Annotated in this window: 23 protein-coding genes and 2 tRNA genes; 18 read left to right on the forward strand and 7 right to left on the reverse strand. The window is 72.5% G+C overall.

Going from position 1 to position 19,799, the window contains the following annotated elements; translation table 11 throughout:
- Positions 1-191 precede the first annotated feature (191 nt).
- Complete coding sequence (locus MRBLMI1_RS12495; RefSeq protein ID WP_367733364.1) at positions 192-1,766, reverse strand: phytoene desaturase family protein; 1,575 nt, start codon at positions 1,764-1,766, stop codon at positions 192-194.
- Positions 1,767-1,912: 146 nt separating this feature from the next.
- On the opposite strand from MRBLMI1_RS12495, the gene MRBLMI1_RS12500 reads away from it, so the two are divergent.
- From MRBLMI1_RS12500 to MRBLMI1_RS12520, 5 genes are all read left to right on the forward strand, one after another.
- Positions 1,913-2,704, forward strand: a complete 792-nt coding sequence (locus MRBLMI1_RS12500; RefSeq protein WP_367733366.1) for an inositol monophosphatase family protein — start codon at positions 1,913-1,915, stop codon at positions 2,702-2,704.
- Between the two features lie 279 nt (positions 2,705-2,983).
- On the forward strand, positions 2,984-4,534 hold the full coding sequence (locus MRBLMI1_RS12505) for a M23 family metallopeptidase (protein ID WP_367733368.1): 1,551 nt from the start codon (positions 2,984-2,986) through the stop codon (positions 4,532-4,534).
- Between the two features lie 64 nt (positions 4,535-4,598).
- Positions 4,599-4,670 (forward strand) — tRNA-Thr (locus tag MRBLMI1_RS12510).
- Between the two features lie 27 nt (positions 4,671-4,697).
- Positions 4,698-4,771: transfer RNA gene (locus MRBLMI1_RS12515), tRNA-Met, on the forward strand.
- A 177-nt stretch (positions 4,772-4,948) separates the two neighbouring features.
- Positions 4,949-5,635 carry a hypothetical protein gene (locus tag MRBLMI1_RS12520; protein ID WP_367733372.1) on the forward strand — a complete coding sequence of 229 codons (687 nt, stop codon included), beginning with the start codon at positions 4,949-4,951 and terminating at the stop codon, positions 5,633-5,635.
- Positions 5,636-5,727: 92 nt separating this feature from the next.
- On the opposite strand, the gene MRBLMI1_RS12525 is transcribed toward MRBLMI1_RS12520, so the two are convergent.
- Positions 5,728-5,967, reverse strand: a complete 240-nt coding sequence (locus MRBLMI1_RS12525; protein WP_367733375.1) for a zf-TFIIB domain-containing protein — start codon at positions 5,965-5,967, stop codon at positions 5,728-5,730.
- A 92-nt stretch (positions 5,968-6,059) separates the two neighbouring features.
- Positions 6,060-6,812 (reverse strand): IclR family transcriptional regulator, encoded by a 753-nt coding sequence (locus tag MRBLMI1_RS12530; protein ID WP_367733377.1) that lies wholly within the window; start codon positions 6,810-6,812, stop codon positions 6,060-6,062.
- A 90-nt stretch (positions 6,813-6,902) separates the two neighbouring features.
- Here MRBLMI1_RS12530 and pcaH point away from each other — a divergent pair, with 90 nt between their 5' ends.
- From pcaH to MRBLMI1_RS12590, 12 genes are all read left to right on the forward strand, one after another.
- Positions 6,903-7,715 (forward strand): protocatechuate 3,4-dioxygenase subunit beta, encoded by an 813-nt coding sequence (gene pcaH, locus MRBLMI1_RS12535; protein WP_367733379.1) that lies wholly within the window; start codon positions 6,903-6,905, stop codon positions 7,713-7,715.
- Positions 7,712-8,275, forward strand: a complete 564-nt coding sequence (gene pcaG / locus MRBLMI1_RS12540) for a protocatechuate 3,4-dioxygenase subunit alpha (RefSeq protein WP_367733381.1) — start codon at positions 7,712-7,714, stop codon at positions 8,273-8,275. The genes pcaH and pcaG overlap by 4 nt, the downstream gene beginning before the upstream one ends.
- Positions 8,265-9,572 carry a lyase family protein gene (locus MRBLMI1_RS12545; protein WP_367733383.1) on the forward strand — a complete coding sequence of 436 codons (1,308 nt, stop codon included), beginning with the start codon at positions 8,265-8,267 and terminating at the stop codon, positions 9,570-9,572. The genes pcaG and MRBLMI1_RS12545 overlap by 11 nt, the downstream gene beginning before the upstream one ends.
- Entirely contained in the window at positions 9,569-10,336 is a 768-nt protein-coding gene (locus tag MRBLMI1_RS12550) for an alpha/beta fold hydrolase (RefSeq protein ID WP_367733386.1), read from the forward strand. The genes MRBLMI1_RS12545 and MRBLMI1_RS12550 overlap by 4 nt, the downstream gene beginning before the upstream one ends.
- Positions 10,336-10,734, forward strand: a complete 399-nt coding sequence (pcaC, locus tag MRBLMI1_RS12555; RefSeq protein WP_367733388.1) for a 4-carboxymuconolactone decarboxylase — start codon at positions 10,336-10,338, stop codon at positions 10,732-10,734. Before MRBLMI1_RS12550 ends, pcaC begins: the two co-directional genes overlap by 1 nt.
- The gene (locus MRBLMI1_RS12560) at positions 10,731-11,477 is read left to right on the forward strand and encodes a 3-oxoacid CoA-transferase subunit A (RefSeq protein WP_367733390.1); all 747 of its coding nucleotides are present in this window, start codon (positions 10,731-10,733) and stop codon (positions 11,475-11,477) included. Before pcaC ends, MRBLMI1_RS12560 begins: the two co-directional genes overlap by 4 nt.
- Entirely contained in the window at positions 11,474-12,112 is a 639-nt protein-coding gene (locus MRBLMI1_RS12565; protein WP_367733392.1) for a 3-oxoacid CoA-transferase subunit B, read from the forward strand. The genes MRBLMI1_RS12560 and MRBLMI1_RS12565 overlap by 4 nt, the downstream gene beginning before the upstream one ends.
- A gap of 3 nt (positions 12,113-12,115) precedes the next feature.
- A complete protein-coding gene (locus MRBLMI1_RS12570) occupies positions 12,116-13,282 on the forward strand; it encodes a thiolase family protein (RefSeq protein WP_367733394.1) in 1,167 nt (388 codons plus the stop codon).
- A gap of 51 nt (positions 13,283-13,333) precedes the next feature.
- Positions 13,334-14,008 carry a DUF433 domain-containing protein gene (locus MRBLMI1_RS12575; protein ID WP_367733396.1) on the forward strand — a complete coding sequence of 225 codons (675 nt, stop codon included), beginning with the start codon at positions 13,334-13,336 and terminating at the stop codon, positions 14,006-14,008.
- A gap of 1 nt (position 14,009) precedes the next feature.
- Positions 14,010-14,411, forward strand: a complete 402-nt coding sequence (locus MRBLMI1_RS12580) for a hypothetical protein (protein ID WP_367733398.1) — start codon at positions 14,010-14,012, stop codon at positions 14,409-14,411.
- Positions 14,412-14,444: 33 nt separating this feature from the next.
- Positions 14,445-15,365 carry an aldo/keto reductase gene (locus MRBLMI1_RS12585; protein ID WP_367733400.1) on the forward strand — a complete coding sequence of 307 codons (921 nt, stop codon included), beginning with the start codon at positions 14,445-14,447 and terminating at the stop codon, positions 15,363-15,365.
- A gap of 212 nt (positions 15,366-15,577) precedes the next feature.
- Positions 15,578-15,742, forward strand: a complete 165-nt coding sequence (locus tag MRBLMI1_RS12590) for a DUF2795 domain-containing protein (RefSeq protein ID WP_367733402.1) — start codon at positions 15,578-15,580, stop codon at positions 15,740-15,742.
- A 30-nt stretch (positions 15,743-15,772) separates the two neighbouring features.
- On the opposite strand, the gene MRBLMI1_RS12595 is transcribed toward MRBLMI1_RS12590, so the two are convergent.
- Genes MRBLMI1_RS12595 through MRBLMI1_RS12605 form a run of 3 tightly spaced genes read right to left on the reverse strand, consistent with a single transcriptional unit; the run spans position 15,773 to position 17,698 of the window.
- Complete coding sequence (locus MRBLMI1_RS12595) at positions 15,773-16,186, reverse strand: hypothetical protein (protein ID WP_367733404.1); 414 nt, start codon at positions 16,184-16,186, stop codon at positions 15,773-15,775.
- Entirely contained in the window at positions 16,183-17,193 is a 1,011-nt protein-coding gene (locus tag MRBLMI1_RS12600; protein ID WP_367733406.1) for a hypothetical protein, read from the reverse strand. The genes MRBLMI1_RS12595 and MRBLMI1_RS12600 overlap by 4 nt, the downstream gene beginning before the upstream one ends.
- Complete coding sequence (locus MRBLMI1_RS12605) at positions 17,171-17,698, reverse strand: RNA polymerase sigma factor (protein WP_367733408.1); 528 nt, start codon at positions 17,696-17,698, stop codon at positions 17,171-17,173. The genes MRBLMI1_RS12600 and MRBLMI1_RS12605 overlap by 23 nt, the downstream gene beginning before the upstream one ends.
- Before the next feature lie 390 nt (positions 17,699-18,088).
- Between MRBLMI1_RS12605 and MRBLMI1_RS12610 the strand changes: the two genes are divergently transcribed.
- Complete coding sequence (locus MRBLMI1_RS12610) at positions 18,089-19,501, forward strand: dihydrolipoyl dehydrogenase family protein (RefSeq protein WP_367733410.1); 1,413 nt, start codon at positions 18,089-18,091, stop codon at positions 19,499-19,501.
- Positions 19,502-19,505: 4 nt separating this feature from the next.
- On the opposite strand, the gene MRBLMI1_RS12615 is transcribed toward MRBLMI1_RS12610, so the two are convergent.
- Complete coding sequence (locus MRBLMI1_RS12615) at positions 19,506-19,760, reverse strand: hypothetical protein (RefSeq protein WP_367733412.1); 255 nt, start codon at positions 19,758-19,760, stop codon at positions 19,506-19,508.
- Between the last annotated feature and the right edge of the window lie 39 nt (positions 19,761-19,799).

Consider the following 19,799-nt stretch of genomic DNA (forward strand, 5'->3'; position numbering starts at 1 on the left):
CTGCCCCTATCGGCATCCCTCCCTCGAGCCCCGCCCCGTGGCATCCCTCCCTCGAGCCCCGCCCCGACGGCATCCGATCCGCGGCACCCCGCCCCGGCCACCCCGGCCACCCGCGAACCGAACAACCCGCGACAGCCGGCGAACCGAACAACCCGCGAACCGAACAACCCGCGAACGGGACATCCCGCGCCCTACTCCCCGAGGATCTCCAGCGCCGCCATCGCGGCGTTCTGCCCGCCGATGCCGCTCACGGCGCCGCCGCGCCGCGCACCCGACCCGCAGAGGAGGATGCGGGCGTGCGCCGTCTCCACGCCCCACCGGGCCGCCGGACGCGTCGCCCGCCCCTCCGACCACGGCCACGACAGGCCGCCGTGGAAGATGTCGCCGCCGGTCAGGTTCAACGCGCGCTCGAGGTCGCTCGTCGTCTTCGCCTCGATGCACAGAGTGCCCTCGGGCGTCCGCATGATGCAGTCGCGCAGCGGCTCGTCGAGCACGGACTCCAGCGAGTGCTGCGCCGCCGCGAGCAGCCGTGCGCCCGCCGCGACCGGGTCCTCGTCCGCGATGAGCCGGTGGGGCACGTGCAGCCCGAACAGGGTCAGCGTCTGGGCGCCGCTCTCGCGCAGCTCCGGTCCGAGGATGGAGGGGTCGGTCAGCGAGTGGCAGTACACCTCTATCGGCAGCGGGTCGGGCAGCATCCCGCCGGTCGCGGCGATGAAGGCGGAGTCCAGCTGCGTGAGGGACTCGTTGACGTGCAGCGTCCCCGAGAACGCGGCCTCGGCCGACACCGCGGCGTCCTTCAGGCGCGGCAGCCGCGACAGGAGCATGTTGACCTTGATCTGCGACCCCTCCGGCTCCGGGGGCGCGGCGACCGACGTCCCGCCCGCCGTGAGCAGGTCGGCCAGCACCGCCGGTCCGACGCCGCTGAGCACCAGCGCTCCCCGGAACGAGACGGGCCGGTCGGTCACCCCGTGGACCTCGCCGTCCGGCGTGACGGAGATCACCTCGACGCCCGTGAGGATCTCCGCGCCCGCCTCCCGTGCGGCGCGCTCGAGCTCGGCCGTCACGGCCCCCATGCCGCCGACGGGAACGTTCCAGTCCCCGCCGACCACGTGATAGAGGAAGCACCGGTTCTGCGCGAGGGACGGATCATCGGATGCCGCGAAGGTGCCGATCAGCCCGTCCGTCAGAGCCACGCCGCGTACGAGGTCGGTCTCGAGCGACGACCGCAGCAGATCGCCGAGCGGGCGCTCCGTCAGTGCCGTCCACAGCTCGTCGTCCCCGACCCGCTCCCGCAGCTCGTCCGCCGTCGGCAGCGGCTCGGTCATCGTGGGGAACACGGCCCGCGCCAGCTTCGCGAGACGTTCGTTGAAGGCTCGGTATCGCGCGGCCTCGTCGGCGTCGCCGAACGTCCGCGTGAACGAGTCCTCGGTCGCCGCGGCATCCCTCGTGTCGATGAGCACACCGCGCGACGGGTCCGCCGGGTCGGGGGTGTAGGACGAGTAGCGCCGCCGGCGCAGGTCGATCCGGAGCCCGAGATCGGCGACGATCCGCGGCGGCAGGAGGCTCACGAGGTAGGAGTACCGCGAGACGCGCGCGTCGACGCCGCGCCAGGGCCGTTCCGAGACGGCCGCGCCGCCCACGGCGTCCAGGCGTTCCAGGACGACCACGCTCCGCCCCGCACGGGCCAGATAGGCGGCGGCGACGAGCGCGTTGTGCCCGCCTCCCACGATGACGACGTCGTAGCGGGTGGTGTCGGCGAGACTCATGCGCCCACGCTAGCGAAGCGCCGTCGACGGAAGAATGGATGCCACCGCCCTTGCGCTCGGGACGTTCACTCCTCCACAGGCTGACTCTGCTGCGTGTTCTTCTCCCGGCCCGGGTTGTCCGGCTCGCGCGCAGTAGCGTGGACGCCATGACCCTCGCTGCGGACCTGCTCGACATCGCCACGCGCATCGCGCGCGACGCCGGGGCGCTCGCCCACCGACGCCGGCAGGAGGGGGTGACCGTCGCCGCGACCAAGTCCGCGGCGGCCGACATCGTCACCGCCGCCGATCGCGAGGTGGAGGCGTACATCCGCGCCGAGCTGGCCCGCGAGCGACCGGGCGACGGGTTCTTCGGCGAGGAGTCCGGCGCGGAGGAGGGCGAGACCGGCATCACCTGGGTCGTCGACCCGATCGACGGCACCGTCAATTACGCCTACGGCATCCCCGCGTGGGCCGTGAGCATCGCGGCGGTCGAGGGTCCGCCGGACACCGCCTCGTGGACGGCCCTGGCCGGCGTGGTGTTCAACCCGGTCACCGGGGAGCTCTTCCGCGCGTCGCGCGGCGGCGGCGCGTGGCTGGGCGGCCAGCGTCTGGCGGTGTCCGAGGTCGGTCCGGCCGGCGGTCTCATCGCCACCGGCTTCGGCTACGACCCGGCCACCCATGCGCCCGCTCTCGAGCAGCTGTCGCGGGTCATGCCGATCGCTCGTGACGTCCGGCGCATCGGCGCGGCATCCCTCGACCTCGCCTCCGTCGCGGCCGGAAGGATGGACGCCTATTACGAGCGCGGCACCCATCCGTGGGACCACGCGGCGGGTGCCCTGCTGGTCGCGGAGGCCGGCGGAACCCTCGGCGGCGCGCCGGGCGGACGGCCCGGACGCGGCATGGTGATCGCCGCAGGAGCGGAGTTCTTCCCGGTGCTGGAGGCGGTTCTGGACTACTGATACCGCTCACCGATCCCGGACTCCGCGGACGGATTCGCCGCCGCACATGGCTTTCCCAGACCGTCCGGGGTAATGTGTTTACCCGATCGTTATCTTCGCTGCCCGAACGGCGAAGCTGGCCAGAAGCCCCGAAAGCCCGAAGCCGTCGCTGCTGCGACACGACACGAGAGCCCCCGCGCGTTGCCGTCAGAAGCCCCCGAGACTGAGCCCGCCCGTACACGGCGATCCAGTCGACCCACTTCCGCGCCCGCGTCCCACCCGCACCTCACGCGGGCCGAGATGCGCCGCCGCGCGACCGTCACGGTCGACACCGACTCCTCCGAGACCCCGGCGCCGACCGCGGTCCTGGCCCCGGCCGTCGCCGTCGACGAGGCGGCCGACGCCGCCCCCCTCGATCCGGCACCGGTCGACGCCGACGCCGCCCCGCAGCCCGCCATGGTCGAGCAGGTGGCCGCCGCGGTCGTCGAGACCGTCCTCGCCGCCACGATCCAGCCGACCCTTCCGGCCCGCCGTCGCCGCACGAAGCCGACCGCTGCGTCCACGCCGGCCGCCCCGTCGAACACGCCCGCCCTCGAGAGCGGCGCCGCGCCGGCCCTGGCCCTCGAGGCCGGCCCCGTCCACGACGAGACCCCCGCGATCGCGGACCTGCCGGAGCTCACCGCGGACGCCCTGGCCGTGACGGTCGTCGACGAGCGCCGCTCGACCGACGGCGACGTCGCCGTCATCATGCAGAGCGCGGACGCCTCGACCGCGACCACTCCCATCGCCCTCCCCACCTCGCCGATCACGCTGCCGGTCACGCGCCGCAGCCGTCGTCGCGCAATCGCTCCGGCGACGCCCACCGCGGGGGAGGAGCGTGAGACCCCCGTCCTCGCCGCGACGCCCATCGCGTCGGCCGACGAGCCCGTTCGCGCGGCAGCCGACAGCGCCCGCGACGCCGACGAGACCGTCGAGGACGAGTTCGAGGCGGCCGCCCGCCTCTTCGCCTTCACCGGCGAGACCCCCATCCAGGTCGCCGCGCAGGCCCTGGCCGAGCCCGAGCGGCGGGTCACCGAGGGACTTCCCTTCGACGGCATCCGTCGCCGCAGCGCCGCACGTCGCGTCGCCGCCGCGTCGTTCTCCGTCGGCGTCATGGGCGTCGTCGGACTCCTGACCGTCGGCATGACGATGCCCGTCAGCGCCCTCGCGTCGGCGAGCGGGACCGAGAGCGTGGCCGACGTCGCCGCGGTCGCCCCGGCCACCACGACGCTCGCCGCCGGCGACGTCGCGGGAGGCAGCGGCATCCAGGCCTATGTCGCCCCCGCCGAAGCGCACATCGACGCGGTCGAGCGGTCGGACGGCTACACCGCCTCCAGCTACCGCGAGATGGCGGCCGAGTCGGGCATCACCAACTTCTCGAACTTCTACGTCAACGACCCGACCGCGGCCATCCAGTGGCCCTTCGCGGTCGGCGTGCCCATCACCTACGGCTTCGGCATGCGCGACGGCCGCATGCACGAGGGCGCCGACTTCGTGCCCGGCGAGGGGTCGCCGATCCAGGCGATCGCCGACGGCACCGTGCGCATCGCGACCGAGTCGGGCGGCGCCTTCGGCGTCACCGTCCTCATCGACCACGAGATCGACGGGCAGCTCGTCTCGAGCCGCTACGGACACATGCTCTACGGTTCGCTGCAGGTCTCCCCGGGCGAGAAGGTCACGGTTGGCCAGTTCCTCGGCCGCACCGGCAACACCGGCCGCTCGTTCGGCGCTCACACGCACTTCGAGATCCTTCAGAACGGCACCACGCCGGTCGACCCGATCGAATGGCTCCGCGCACACGCCGGAGGCTGAACCGATTCGTCCGAAGGGGCTGTTTCTGATAGCCTCTTCTAGTTGCCCGGAGCGATCCGGTAACGCCCCGATAGCTCAGTGGCAGAGCACTTCCATGGTAAGGAAGGGGTCGTCAGTTCAATCCTGACTCGGGGCTCGAAGCATCCAGTACTGGATGCCGTGCGGCGGGGTAGCTCAGTTGGTGAGAGCGCACGACTCATAATCGTGAGGTCGCGGGTTCAAGCCCCGCTCCCGCTACAGGAAGCCCAGATCAGCCCCGGTTCACGCCGGGGCTTTTCACTTTCCAGGGTGGGCGATCCCGCACGACATCCGCAGCACCCCGCTCACGGAGCCGCCGCCGATCTGGCGACGCGGGTCGTCGGGACGGCACGGGCGATCCCAGTTCTGAAGTTGCGGGTCTGTCAGTATGGCGTCATGTCCGGCACACCCCAGCGCACCTCTTTGCTCGCCGTCCTCGCCGTGACGGCCGCAGTGTCGGCCGGATGCACCGCTATAGCGACGGTGGAAGGCGAGACGTCCGAGGCATCCACTCCCACGGCTGTCGCCGAGCCGGTCACCGGTGCCACCCCGACGACACAATCGGCCGAATCGGAAACCTGCTCCGGCATGTCAGAGGTCTACGGCTCCGGCGGGGGCCTGTACATGGAACGGCGAGGGACACTCCGGGATCTCGGCCCGCGGGAGTTCGCACAGGGCGAGGTGGCATTCGATGAGGAGGGCACCCCCGTGACCTATACCGTCGAGCCGGGCGACGTCGAGGCTGTGATCGCGGAACGGCTCTGCGCGTACCCCACCCTCGGCATGATGAATCACGTACGCACGATCCAGCCGGGGCAGGTGCTCTGGCTCACCCCCGACCCCGACAGTCCCTGGGTGCCGTATTTCAGCCCCGCTGACGCGCCTGCGGGATTCCAGCAGATTCCCTACCAGCAGGCGATCGAGTCTGCAGGCAGAGCAGTCGATGCTGGTGACGTCGACACCGTGCGAGCCATCTGGAACGACACCCTGAAGGGCATGTTCACGAATCAGGGCACCCTCGACGCGGTCCAAGAGGTCGTCGACTCCGGCGACCCGGACGCGCTTCGGCAGCTGTTCTCCTGACCCCGGCGGAAGGGAGCGCTCTTCCAACGATGGGTCAGGCCCGAGTGCGCCGATCCATTCCGTGTGCGCCGGCGGGGGCACGACGACACCCCTCACCACCAGCGCGAGCGCATGTCCTCCTCGTCGTCGGACTCCTCGTCGGACTCCGCCGCGTCGGTCCAGCTCATCCGGAAGCCGCAGTCCCGGCACTCGTCGGCCTCGACGCCTTCGTCGAGCAGCGGGTGCATCGTGATGCCGCACGACGGGCAGATGGGCTGGGCGTCATCCGGGGACTGTCCGTAGACCATGGCGTCGTCGTTCGCTCCTCTGCTGCCGGGATCACAGATCTCCATTCAACCTCCTGCGGGGGTGGTCGGGCTCGGTGGTCCCGCCTGTTCAGCGCGGGGATCGTAAGGCCATCTCGATGAACGGGATACCACGGGACTTACCGCCGATAGCCGAGGGCACGCTCGGTGTCACGCGCCGCACGGTGCAGCTCGACCAGGGCGAACTGCGTCTCAGCGTCGCGGGGGAGCACGACGGAGAGGGCCGCGATGACCGTCCCCGTCTCGTCGCGGAGCGGGACGGCGACCCCCGTGGACACCGCGTCGACGTACCCGGGCGCGACGGCGCGCCCCAGCGCCCGGATCTCCGCCAGCTCGCGACGCAACGCCGTCGGGTCGACGATCGTCTCCGGGGTCACGGGGACCAGCGGCTGCGCGAGCACCCGCTCCCGCACGTCGTGCGGGGCGAAGGCGAGCAGGACGAGCCCCGACGACGAGGCGTGCACGGGCAGGCGCCCCGCGACGCGCGTGACGTTGGCCCCCGAGTCGGGTGCGCTCAAGCGTTCAAGGAAGAGCGCCTCGTCCTGTTCGAGGATCGCCAGCTGCGTGTGCTCCCGCACGCGCTGCTGCACCCGCTCCATGAACGGCAGCGCCGCCTGCCGCAGCCGGAGGGCGTGCGAGGACCGCGTCGACAGCTCCCACAGGCGCAGGCCGATCCGGATGCGGCGCTCGTCGTCCCGCTCCAGCAGGCCGGCGTCGACGAGCTCGTTCACGATGCGGTGCGCCGACGACCGCGGCAGGCCCGCCCGCCGGCCGATGTCCGCGGTGGACTGCGCCGTCCGCGTCGGGGTAAAGGTCTCGAGGATCCGCACGAACCGGTCGATCGCGGAGTCCCCGGAGGGCGAGTTGGCCATGGACACAGGATGCCACGGCTCCCATTCAGCGGGATGAGGCAGACGCACGGCTCGCGGATACCCCACAATCGAGGGGTCGAAGGAGACCCCATGTCGCACACCCCCGTCGCCGCGCCCGAGACGCTGCTGGCGGCACCCGATCAGGCGTCGCAGGATGAGATCTCGCTCGAGATCCGCGAGCGTCACGCCGCGCTCGACGCCCGTGAGGCCGCGGGCGAACGTCTGCCGCTCACCGCTCACGACTTCCCCCCGTACCGTTCGAGCGTCCTGCGCCATCCGACGAAGAACCCGAAGCTGGTCGACCCCGAGACGATCGAACTGTTCTCGCCCGCGTTCGGCCAGCGCGACGTCGCCGCGATCGAGTCCGACCTCACGCTGCAGCACGCGGGGGAGCCGCTCGGCGAGCGCATGACGGTGCGCGGTCGACTGCTGGACTCGTGGGGCCGCCCCCTCGCGAACCAGCTCGTCGAGATCTGGCAGGCCAACGCCGCCGGCCGCTACATCCATCAGCGCGACCAGCACCCGGCGCCGCTCGACCCGAACTTCACCGGCGCGGGCCGCACCGTCACGAACGACCGCGGCGAGTACCTCTTCACGACGATCAAGCCGGGCCCCTACCCGTGGAAGAACCACCGAAACGCCTGGCGCCCCGCGCACATCCACTTCTCCGTCTTCGGGTCGTCCTTCACCCAGCGGCTCGTGACGCAGATGTACTTCCCGGGCGACCCGCTCTTCGCGCTCGACCCGATCTACAACACCATCCGCCGCCAGAGCGACCGCGACGCCCTCGTCGGCGTCTACGACCACGACCTCACCTCACCCGAGTGGGCGACGGGGTACCGTTTCGACATCGTCGTGGATGGACCGGATGCCACGTACTTCGAGCCCGAGGAGGAGTCGTGAGCCGCGTCCCCGACCAGACCCGCCCGGCCACGCCGGGCCAGACCGTCGGGCCGTTCTTCGCCTACGGCCTGGAGTACCCCGGTCAGCACGAGATCGCGTTCCCCCACTCGCCCGGCGCCATCGTGCTCGGCGGCACGGTCTTCGACGGTGCGGGGGCGCCGATCCCGGACGCCGTCGTGGAGGTCTTCGCGGCGGATGCCGACGGCACCGTGCCCCGCGCCCGCGGCGCGTTCCGCCGCGACGGTCACACCTTCACCGGCTTCGGGCGGGCCTTCACCGACGACGAGGGGCACTACGAGTTCTGGACGCGCACGCCCGGCGGCATCCAGGGTCGCCCGGGGTTCTTCGCGGTCGTCGTCTTCGCCCGGGGCCTGCCCGACAAGCTGCACACCCGCATCTACGTGCCCGACGACGCCGCCGCGCTGGCGGCGGACCCGCTGCTGTCGTCGCTGTCCGCCGAGGAGCGCGACACGCTCGTCGCGGTCCGCACGGCCGACGGACACCTGCACCACGACATCCGGCTGCAGGGCGAGAAGGAGACGGTGTTCCTTGCCTTCTGAGGTCTTCGACAGCGGACTCCTCTCGCCCGGCACCCTCGGACACGACGACACGGTCTCGGATGCCGCCGTGCTCGACGCGCTCGTCGCCGCCGAGGTCGCGCTGCTCTCGGCCTACGCGGCCACCGGAGCCCTCGCCCGCGAGGTCGCCGACGCCGCCGCGGACGCCCTGGAACCGCACGGGCTGGACGTCGCGGCGCTCGCCGCGGCCGGGGTCGCCGGCGGCAACCCGGTCATCCCGCTGGTCGGGCTGCTCCGCCCGCGCGTCCCCGCGGAGGCACGGCCGTGGGTGCATCGCGGGGCGACGAGCCAGGACGTCCTGGACACGGCGCTCGCCCTCGTCGGCCGGTCCGCCGCCGCGGCCGTCGTCCGCGACCTCGACGCGATCGACGACGCCCTCACGGCCTTCGCCCGCGACAATCGCGACGTCGTCGCGGCGGCCCGCACGCTCACGCAGCACGCCGTGCCCACCACGGTCGGGGCCCGCGCGGCCGGCTGGGTACGCGGCATCCGCCGTGCCGCGACGCGCGTCCGCGAGGCCCGCGATGCGCTCCCCGCGCAGCTCGGCGGAGCGGCGGGGACCCTCTCGGCCGCCGTCGCGGACGTCGGGATCGAGGCGGCCGCCGCCCTCCCGGGCGCCTTCGCCGAAGCGCTCGGGCTCGCCACCCCCGACGCGCCCTGGCACACGCAGCGCTGGCCCTTCACGGAGCTCACCGACGCGCTCGTCCAGGCCGTCGACGCCCTCGGCGTGATCGCGGCCGACGTCGCGACCCTCGGCCGCACCGAGATCGCCGAGCTGTCGGACCCCTCGGCGGGCGGATCGTCCGCAATGCCGCAGAAGGCCAACCCGGTGGCATCCGTCCTCTTGCGCGCCGCCTCGCTGCGCGCGCCCCTGCTCGGCGCGACCGTGCACGCGGCCGCGGCCGCGGCGGTGGACGAGCGTCCCGACGGCGCCTGGCACGCCGAGTGGCCCGCGCTGCGGGAGCTCTGCCGCGTGGCCCTGGGGGCGGCGGCGCACGGTGTCTTCCTCGCGCACGGGCTGCGCGTCGACGCCGCCGCCGTGGCACGGAACCTCGACCTCACCGACGGGCTCATCGTGAGCGAACGCCTCCGTGGGGTGCTCGTCCCGCTCATCGGCGCCGAACGGTTCGGCGCGCTGCTCGCCGGGGACGGCAACCTCGCCGCACGCGTGCGCGCGCTGCCCGAGGCGGCCGCGCTCGACGTCGACGCGCTGCTCGACCCCGCCGAATACGTCGGACTCGCCCCCCGTCTCGTCGACGATCTCGGAGGACGCCCATGATCGCCCTCACCGCCCCGGTCGGGCCCGCGGACGCCCCGCTGGTGATCCTCGGTCCCTCGCTCGGCACCTCCACGATCCTCTGGGAGGACGTCGTGCCGCTGCTGGCGGACGACTACCGCGTGTCCGCCTGGGACCTCCCCGGCCACGGTGCCGCCCCCGTCGCCCAGGAGGGCTTCACCGTCGCCGACCTCGCCGACGCCGTGGCCGCCGCCGCCCCGGAGGAGACCTTCCTCTACGCCGGGGTGTCCCTGGGCGGGGCCACCGGTCTGGAGCTCGCGCTGCGGCACGGCGAGCGGGTGCGGGCCGCCGCGATCGTGGCATCCGGAGCCGTGCTCGGCGACCCGGACGCCTGGGCGGACCGAGCTGCCCAGGCACGCGCGCAGAGCACCTCGAGCCTCATCGTCGGCTCCGCGCAGCGCTGGTTCGCCCCGGACTCGATGGCCCGCCGCCCCGAGCTGAGCGGACGCCTGCTGCACGCCCTGCAGGACGCCGACGACGACAGCTACGCCCGGTGCTGCGAAGCGCTTGCCGCCTACGACGTCCGCCCCCGGCTGGGCGGGATCACCGTGCCGGTGCTCGCGGCCTGGGGCGAGCACGACGCGGTCGCCCCCGAGACGAAGGCCGTCGAGATCGCCGAGGGCGTGACGGACGGCCGCTCCGCCCGCATCGACGGGGCCGCTCACCTGCCTCCCGCCGAGCAGCCCGAGGCCGTCGCCGCGCTGCTGCGCTCGTTCTTCGCTTCCGTCACCCGAGGAGACGCCTGATGCCCACCGACCAGGAACGCCACGACCAGGGGATGGCGGTGCGACGCGAGGTGCTGTCCGACGCCCACGTCGACCGGGCGATGTCCGCGGCCACCGCGCTCACCGCCGACTGGCAGGACTTCATCACCCGCGTCGCCTGGGGCGACGTCTGGTCGCGCCCGGGGCTCGACCGCCGGTCGCGCTCGATCGCGGTGCTCAGCTCGCTCATCGCGCACGGCCACCACGAGGAGCTCGCGATGCACCTGCGCGCAGCGCTGCGCAACGGCCTCACGGTCGACGAGATCCGCGAGGTGATCCTGCAGTCCGCCGTCTACTCCGGGGTTCCCGCCGCCAACACGGCGTTCCGCATCGCCACCGAGGTCCTGGGCGACGCGGTGGCGGACGGAGACGCCTCGTGATCGACAAGACCGTCCCCGACCTGGCCGCGGCCGTCGCGGGCATCGACGACGGCGCCACCGTGATGATCGGCGGCTTCGGCCGCGCGGGACAGCCCGTCGAGCTGATCGACGCGCTCATCGCGCACGGCGCACGCGACCTCACCGTGGTCAACAACAACGCCGGGAACGGCGACACCGGGCTGGCCGCGCTGCTGGCCGCCGGTCAGGTCCGCAAGATGATCTGCTCCTTCCCACGGCAGAGCGACTCCTGGGTGTTCGACGGTCTTTACCGGGCGGGCGAGGTGGAGCTCGAGCTCGTGCCGCAGGGCAACCTCGCCGAGCGCATCCGCGCCGCGGGAGCGGGCATCGGCGGCTTCTTCACGCCCACCGGCTTCGGCACGCAGCTGGCCGAGGGCAAGGAGACGCGGCGCATCGACGGGCGCGACTACGTGCTCGAGTACCCCATCCACGCCGACGTCGCCCTCGTGAGCGCGCGGCGGGCGGACCGGTGGGGCAACCTCGTCTACCGCGAGACCGCCCGCAACTTCGGCCCCATCATGGCCGCCGCCGCAGCCACCACGATCGTGCAGGTCGACGAGATCGTCCCCCTCGGGGCGCTCGACCCGGAGGCGATCGTCACCCCCGGCCTCTACGTCGACCGCGTCGTCGCCGTGGGCGAGCGGGCCTGGCTGCGCGACGGCGAGTTCGTCGGCGGCGTCGACATCGAGGGCCGACGGCTCACTTCGGAAGGGGACACCCCGTGACCACCCGCATCTCGCGTCGGGACCTCGCCGCACGCGTGGCCTCCGACATCCCGGAGGGCTCCGTCGTCAACCTCGGCATCGGGGCGCCCACGCTCGTCGCGGACTACCTGCCCGCGGGTCTCGAGATCGTCCTGCACACCGAGAACGGCATGCTCGGCATGGGTCCCGCGCCCGCACCCGGGCTGATCGACCCCGACCTCATCAACGCCGGCAAGCAGCCGGTGACCGCGCTCCCCGGGGCGGCGTACTTCCACCACGCCGACTCGTTCGCGATGATGCGCGGCGGGCATCTGGACGTGTGCGTCCTGGGCGCGTTCCAGGTGTCGGCCGCCGGCGATCTCGCCAACTGGTCGACGGGGGAGCCCGGGGCGATCCCCGCGGTCGGCGGCGCGATGGACCTCGCGATCGGCGCGAAGGACGTCTATGTGATGACCGACCTGCTCACCAAGGGCGGGGACCCGAAGCTCGTCGCGGCGTGCACCTACCCGTTGACCGGCGTCGGCTGCGTGTCCCGCGTCTACACCGACCACGGCGTCTTCGACGTCACCCCCGACGGCTTCCGCGTCCGCGAGCTGTTCGGCGACAACACCCACGCCGAGATCGCGTCGCTGCTCGGTCTGAGACTGGAGGCCTGACCCATGCCCGCATCCTTCGTCTACGACGCCGTCCGCACGCCCTTCGCACGGCACGGCAAGGGCTTCGCGGACGTCCGCCCCGATGACCTCGCCGCGGCCGTCATGGCCGCCGTCGTCGAGCGCACCGGCATCGACCCCGCCCGCATCGACGATGTGATCTTCGGCGACGCCAACCAGGCCGGAGAGGACAACCGCAACGTCGCGCGCTTCGGCGCGCTGCTGGCCGGGTTCCCCTCGTCGGTCCCGGGCACCACGATCAACCGCCTCTGCGGCTCCTCGCTCGACGCCGTCATCCAGGGCTCTCGCGCGATCGAGTCCGGCGACGTCGACGTCATCCTCGCGGGCGGCGTCGAGTCCATGACCCGCGCGCCTTTCGTGGTGGAGAAGAGCCCGCGCCCCTTCCCGGCGGCGAACCAGACGATGTGGAACACCTCGATCGGCTGGCGCATGACGAACCCGCGCCTGCGGAAGGACTGGACGATCTCCAACGGCGAGAGCGCCGAGAAGCTCGCGCAGATCTACGACATCTCGCGCGAGGAGCAGGACGCCTTCGCCGCGCGCAGCCACCGCCTCGCCGCGGCGGCGTGGGCCGAGGGCCGGTTCGTCGACGAGATCGTGCAGGTCGAAGGGCACGAGCTCGCGCGCGACGAGGGCATCCGCGACGACTCGACGGCCGAGGTGCTCGCGGGGCTGCGCCCGGCGTTCCAGAAGGACGGCACCGTGACGGCAGGCAACTCCTCGCCGATCAACGACGGGGCGTCCGCCGTCCTGCTGGGGGCGGAGGGGATCCTGGATGCCGAGCCCCTGGCCCGCATCGCCGGCCGGGCCGCGTTCGGCAACGACCCGGACGTGTTCGGCGTCGCCCCCGTGGAGGCCGCCAACCGCGCGCTCGCGCGCGCGGGACGCTCGTGGGACGACGTGGCCTTCGTCGAGCTGAACGAGGCGTTCGCGTCGCAGTCCCTCGCGTGCGCGAAGTTGTGGACCGAGCTCGACCCGTCGCTGCTGAACGAGAACGGCGGGGCCATCGCGATCGGCCATCCGCTGGGCGCCTCCGGCGGACGCATCATCGCGCGCGCCGCGCACGAGCTGAAGCGGCGCGGCGGCGGCGTCGCGGTCACGGCGATCTGCATCGGCGTGGGGCAGGGTCTCGCGGTCGTCCTGGAGCGCTGACGGCGTCCTTCTCACCTGGCTCGTCGACCGGCCCGAGGGTACGCTGTTTGTGTGCAAACACCGATCGCGCGTCCGGCGTACACGACGCCCATCTACGGACAGAACGAGGCCGCGCACATCATTCAGGCTCCTGCCTCGTCCTTCGCGCGGTGGGCGCACGGGCACCGGTTCGCCCAGCGGACGGCAGGGGAATTCGGTTGGAGCGGGCCCTTGCTGACGGGCGTGCACCCGGGGCGTGGTCTCACTGTGCCCTTCAATGCGCTCGCCGAGGGGTTCATCATCGAGTCGTTCCGGCGCGCGGGACTCCCCATGGCGCGCATCCGTCCGGCCGTGGAGGTCCTGCGTGAAGAGATCGGGCTCGAGAACGCCCTGCTCAGCGAGCGCCTCCAGACGGACGGTGCCGAGATCCTCTACCGCAACGGCGGGGACGAGCTGGTCGTGGTCAGGAACCATCAGGGCGTCTTCAACGAAGTCGTGGCGGAGTTCCTGCAGAGCCTCACCTATCGCGACGGCTTCGCCCGTCACCTCCGGCTGCCGATGTTCGAGAGCGTCGACGTCGTCGTCGACCCCGAACGCAATGCGGGGCAGCCGACGGTGGATCGCCTCGGCGTTCGAGTCGAGGACATCGTGAGTCGCGTCCGTGCCGGGGAGCCGATGGTGGAGGTGGCGGAGGACTTCGGCCTCGAGCGCCGGGAACTCAGATCTCTCATCCTGCGGGCAGCGTGAGGTGACGCCGCGCTTCCTCCTCGACCGCTCGCTGGGCCAGCGAGTGCTCGCGGAGCGGCTCCGGAGCGGCGGGTGGGACGTCCGGACGCTGGCGGAGGAGTTCGGTGACGAACGTGCGCAGCGGATGCGAGACGAGGAGTGGATCGGCGCGGGGGCGACGGCCGGGTTCCTTCTCCTCGCGAAGGACCACCGGATCGCGACGCGGCCGCTCGAGGCGCAGGCGATCTACATGCACGAGGCCCGGGTCGTCGTCTTCGCCCGGGGGGACCTTACGGCCGCCCGCATGGGGGACCTCTGCCTCGAGCACGAGGCTGCGATCCAGCGGCTCGCGACCGTGCACGGGCCTTTCGTCTTCTCTCTCGCGGAGCACGGCTTGGCTCGTAAGCGGCTCGCGGCGCCGTGACGACCCGTCCGCCCGCCGCGCTAGCGTCGAGGGATGGACGACACCACCGCCCGCCTGGGTCTGGGCCTCGCCGCCGTCGGCCGCCCCGCGTACATCACGACCGCGCGTGAGAGCGACCTGGGCGCGCCCGCCGACCGCTCGGTCGAGGCCTTGCGCGAGCGCGCGCATGTGCTGCTCGACGAGGCGTGGGCGCTCGGCATCCGGTATGTCGACGTCGCCCGCTCGTACGGCCGGGCCGAGGAGTTCCTGGGGTCGTGGCTCGCCGCGCACCCGGGTCGTCGGGAGCAGCTCACCGTCGGGTCGAAGTGGGGCTACGCCTACGTCGGGGAGTGGCGGATGGATGCCGCCGTGCACGAGCGCAAGGAGCACTCGGTCGCCATGTTCGCCCGACAGTGGCCCGAGACGCTCTCCGCCCTCGGCTCGGCCCCCGACTTCTACGTGATCCACTCGGTGACGCCGGAGAGCACGGCCCTCGCCGACGACGAGCTCCTGGACCGCCTGCGCGGCCTCCAGGAGGAGGGCGTGCGCGTCGGCCTGTCGACCAGCGGGGCGCATCAGGACGAGGTCGTCCACGCCGCGCTCGCGATCGAGGACTCCCCGTTCTCGGTGGTGCAGTCGACCTGGAACCTGCTCGAGACGTCGGTCGCCTCCGCTCTGCAGGACGCGCACGACGCCGGCTGGACGGTCGTTGTCAAGGAGGCGCTGGCCAACGGCGAGCTCGCCCGCGCCGAGTCGGGGAGTCGCCTCGAGGCCCTGGCATCGGGCATGCCGTCGGACGTCTACGCCCTCGGAGCCGTCTTGGCGCAGCCGTGGGCCGACATCGTGCTGAGCGGCGCGACCACGCGCGCGCACCTGCGTCGGGGCGCGAGCGCGCGTCCGGTCGATGCGCCGGACGAGCTTGCGATGGACCCCGCGGACTACTGGCGCCGCCGGTCGGAGCGCCCCTGGCGGTGAAGCGGGCCGACGAGCCGGACGTCCCCGGGTCTGACGGGAGCGAAATCAGGCGCTCCTGCCTCAGTGGCAAATCCGCCCGTTCTTTCGTCCCTGATCGGCGTCAAGAGCGGACGGAGGCCTTCTAGAGTCAGGGAAACGCTGAACTTCTCGTCGTCGCTGTCCTGCCGGATCCCCGGCGACAGAGGGGCACGAGCTGACGACCGGGAGCCCGCATGGACGCCTTCCTCCGCACCATGGAGTACCCCTGCACCAAGGACGACCTGCTGCGCGAGGCCGAGCGCGAAGGCCTCACCGGCCGCGCCCTCGCGCTTCTGCGCGACCTGCAGGACAGGGCGTTCCACGGCGCGCTGGACGTGCGCGCCGCTCACCGGGCCTGAGGCCCGAAGGATGCCTCACGCGCCCGCGGCTCAGGAGACGCAGCGGACGTTCGTGACGGCGCCCGAGGTGTTCGACCACGAGCCGGCGATCGCGGTCGCGACGACCGAGCCGGACGACGTCCGCGCCTGCAGGTAGCCCGCGGAGCGGGCGTTCGCGATGGAGCCGACGGAGCTGAGGCCCGAGGTCGAATACGTGCCGCAGCTCGACCACGACAGCCGCGTCCCCGACAGGTTGGAGCCCGAGAAGGCGCAGATCGCGCCGGTCGCACAGCTGCCCACGGCCCGGTCGTGCTCGCCGCGCTTGTCGTGCTCCGGGACCTCGAGCACCATGCCCAGCTCCGGCCACTCCGCGTGGTGGGAGTCGATGGCGAACCCGCCGGCGACCTCGCGCAGAGCGTAGGCGACGTCGGGGTGCAGGTCGCTCGGGGTGGTGTCGTCGGTCATCGCATTCCGTTCTTCCAGGCGTCGACGTCCCACAGGATGTACTCCGCGACCGAGTCGGCGGGGAGCTTCAACGCGGGATCGGCGTCGCGGAGCGTGTCCTCCAGGCCGAGGATCCGGCCGGTCTCGGTCGAGATCAGCAGTGCCAGCTCGTGCGAGGCGGTATCCGAGGGGACGCCCGCGACGGCCACGGCGGGGCGCCCCAGCCGGTCCGTGGTCTCGCCCAGCACCGTCGCGTCGGGGGCCGCCTCGACGACGTCGAGGAGCGCGGACTCCTGCGCGTCGGTCAACGTCCACTCCTCGAGCATGCGGCGCGCACCGACGATCGCGTCGGCGGCCTCGATCTCGTCGGCGCCGGTGACGAGACGGATCCAGTCCGCCATGGCATCCGGGGTCGCCTCCGGGGTCTCGAAGGAGATGGGGGAGTACTGTCCGCGTCGGAACGTCAACTCGCTGATGAGGGTTCCGGGTGTGGGGTCCGTGCTGGGCACGGTGTCGCCGGCGGCGTTCGTCGCCTCAGCGGCCGTCGTCACGATCTGACCGGACAGGTCGGCGTTCCAGCGCAGGTCGACCCACTCCCGGCGGAAGACGGTCGCCGCGTCGGCGTCATCGGCCGTCGCCGAGAAGTACCAGCCGAGCGAGAGCGAGCGGCGCTCGGTGCTGTTCACCCCGCCGGCCTCGGCGAGCCGGTCCTGCGCCTCGTCGATGACCTCCGCGACGGAGTCCGACACCGGTCGGTAGGCCAGCGGGTCGGGCGTGAGGGCCGACGCGGAGGGCGCGGGGGCGGCGATCACCCCGACGACGACCGCGAGCAGCACGGCGACGCAGGCGGCGACGACCCCGGGAAGGGCGAAGCGCCGGCGGGCGCGCGGGGCGCGACGGGCGCCGGCGACGGGGCGACCGACGATCTCGCGCACGCGGCGCTCCGCGTCCAGCGGCAGCGGCGCGTCGACGGGCGTACGGGCGGGGTCGAGCCGCCGGAGGGCGTCAGCGAGGGCGTCGTCGCTCATAGGACGCCTCCGTTCCCTCGGCAGCGGCGGTATCCGTCAGCAGCGGACGCAGCTTCGCGCGGACGCGGTTCAGCCGCGTCCACACCGCGCCGTCCGACATCTCCAGGACCACGGCGATGTCCGCTGCGGACAGGTCCTCCCAGTAGGTCAGCCAGAGGATCTCGCGGTCCCGCTCCGGCAGCGCCTTCATGGCATCCAGGAGTCGACCGGTCATGTCGCCGGTCCCGTCCGCGGACCGGGCGCGCGCGTCGTCGTGCAGATGCGACCACAGCGCCTCCTCCCGGTCTCGTCGTCGGTATTCGTTCGCGATGAGATTGCGCGCGGTGCGGTAGAGCCACGGGAGACCGAACGGCTCGTCGGGCACCCGCTTCGCCCAGGCGATCTCGAAGCAGTCCATGGTGAGGTCGGCGGCGGCCTCCGCACTGGAGACGCGTCGCTCGATGAAACGGCGGACGGGGGTGTAGTGCTCCCGGAAGAGCGCCACGAAGTCCGTCTCGTCGGTCACCGAATCGTCCTCGCGATGTGTCGATCGGGCTGTGTTGCCCAGAGCCGAATCCTTACAGATCGACATGTCCAAAGAAAATTCATGACGCCGTGTAAGGAAGCCCGCCGCGGCGACACAGCACAGGTGGGGGTGGGTGCCGACTCCGGCTTCGAGGAGGCACCCGCACGCCCGCCCTGTCGATGTTCGGGCCAGACGTCGGGCGGGCGAGGGGTTGTGCCGCGTGGGGGTGGCACAACCCCTCGGATCCTCCGTCGGCGATGCCGGTCGGCTCCAGGCACGCAGCGGCGCGGATCCTGCATCGGGATGCCGCTCACCTCCCACGCGCAACCCCTCCGCGGCGACGCGGACTTTCCCGTTGACTGAGGTCCCCGTCAGAGCGAGGAGACCCGCGTGGACCACGACAGTATCGACAGCTACGACGTCGCCGTCATCGGCGCCGGCCCGGCGGGCACCGCCGCCGCCCTGCGCGCAGCCGAGCTGGGGGCGCGGGTCGTCGTCCTCGAGGCCGGCCGTGTCGGCGGCACGTGCGTCAACACCGGCTGCGTGCCGACCCGCGTCCTCGCCAAGACCGCCCGCCTCATGCGCGAGACCCGCTCGGCGGACGACTACGGCATCGTGGTCGACGAACCGCGCATCGACTGGCCCGCGGTCGTCGCGCGCGTGCACGAACGGGTGGATGCCGTGCGCTCCATCAAGCGCGAGGCGGAGAGGTTCGCCGCCGCCGGTGTCGACCTCGTTCACGAGGGGCGCGCCCGTTTCGCGGACGACCGGACGCTCGTGCTCGACAGCGGGCGCCGCATCCGCGCCGAGTCGATCCTCGTGTGCGTCGGCGGCCACTCCCGCCGCCTCCCCATCCCCGGTGCCGAGCTGGCCACCGTCCCCGAGGACGTCCTGTCGCTCACCGAGCTGCCTCGGCGCGTCGCCGTGATCGGCGCGGGCAACACCGGCGCGCAGCTGGTGACCGTCTTCAGCTCCTTCGGCTCGGAGGTCACGCTGCTCGACGTCGCGCCGCGCGTCCTCATCGCGTCGGATGCCGCGATCTCGGAGGCCATCGCGACCTCGCTCTCGGGCCATGGCGTCGACGTGCACGCCGGAATCGAGACGGTGGAACGGCTCGAGCGCACCGACGACGGGGCCATCGCCCTGACCTGGCGCGGGGACGGGGAGAGCCGGCGCATCGAGGTCGACGTCGTCATCATGGCCACCGGCTGGCCCGCCGACGTCGAGGACCTCGGCCTCGAGAACGCCGGCGTCGACATCGAGCGCTCCGCGATCCCCGTCGACAAGTACTTCCGCACGATCGTGCCGCACATCCTCGCGGTGGGCGACGCCAACGGCCGCGACATGCTCGTGCAGGCCGCCCAGTTCGAGGGCGAGGCGGCGGCCGAGAACGCCGTGCTCGGCGCGAACCGCCGCACCCCGCACCACCTGCTGCCCGCCGGAGGCTTCACCGACCCGGACTACGCCGGCGTCGGCTTCACCGAGGAGCAGGCCCGCGACCGCGACCCGTCGTGCGTCGTGGCGACCGTGCGCTTCGCCGACCTCGACCGCGCCGTCATCGATGACCGGGAGCGAGGCTTCCTCAAGCTCATCGCCGACCGGCGCCGGGAGCTCATCCTGGGCGCGCACGCCGTCGGCGAGAACGCCGTCGAGGTCATCCAGTCGGTGACGACGGCGATGGCGGCCGGCATCGACGTGGCCACCCTGGCGGGTGTGCGCTTCGCCTACCCGACGTACAGCGCCGTCATCGGCATGGCCGCCCGGTCGCTCCTGCACGAGGAGGAGCCGGGGCACCTCGAGTGAGGGCTCAGAACCTCTCGTAGAGGTCCGTGGCGGTCAGGCCCGTGCCGCCGATCGCGTGGACGCCCGGGGCGGGGTGCAGCTCGTAGACGTCGCCGCTCTTCAGCAGCGTCGCCGTGTAGTCCATGCGGGTGTCGAGCTTGACCTCGAACCGGTCCGTGTCGATGAGGCGGAGCGTCACGACGGCCCCGCTGCGCGCGAGGAAGCTGACCTCCTTCTCGTGCGCCGTCGGAAGGGGGATCAGGGGTTCGTCGGCGCTCATCCCCCGAGTGTGACACGGCGCGACGGGGCCGGGGCGATC

The sequence above is a fragment of the Microbacterium sp. LMI1-1-1.1 genome (assembly GCF_040815675.1).
Taxonomy (GTDB): Bacteria; Actinomycetota; Actinomycetes; order Actinomycetales; family Microbacteriaceae; genus Microbacterium.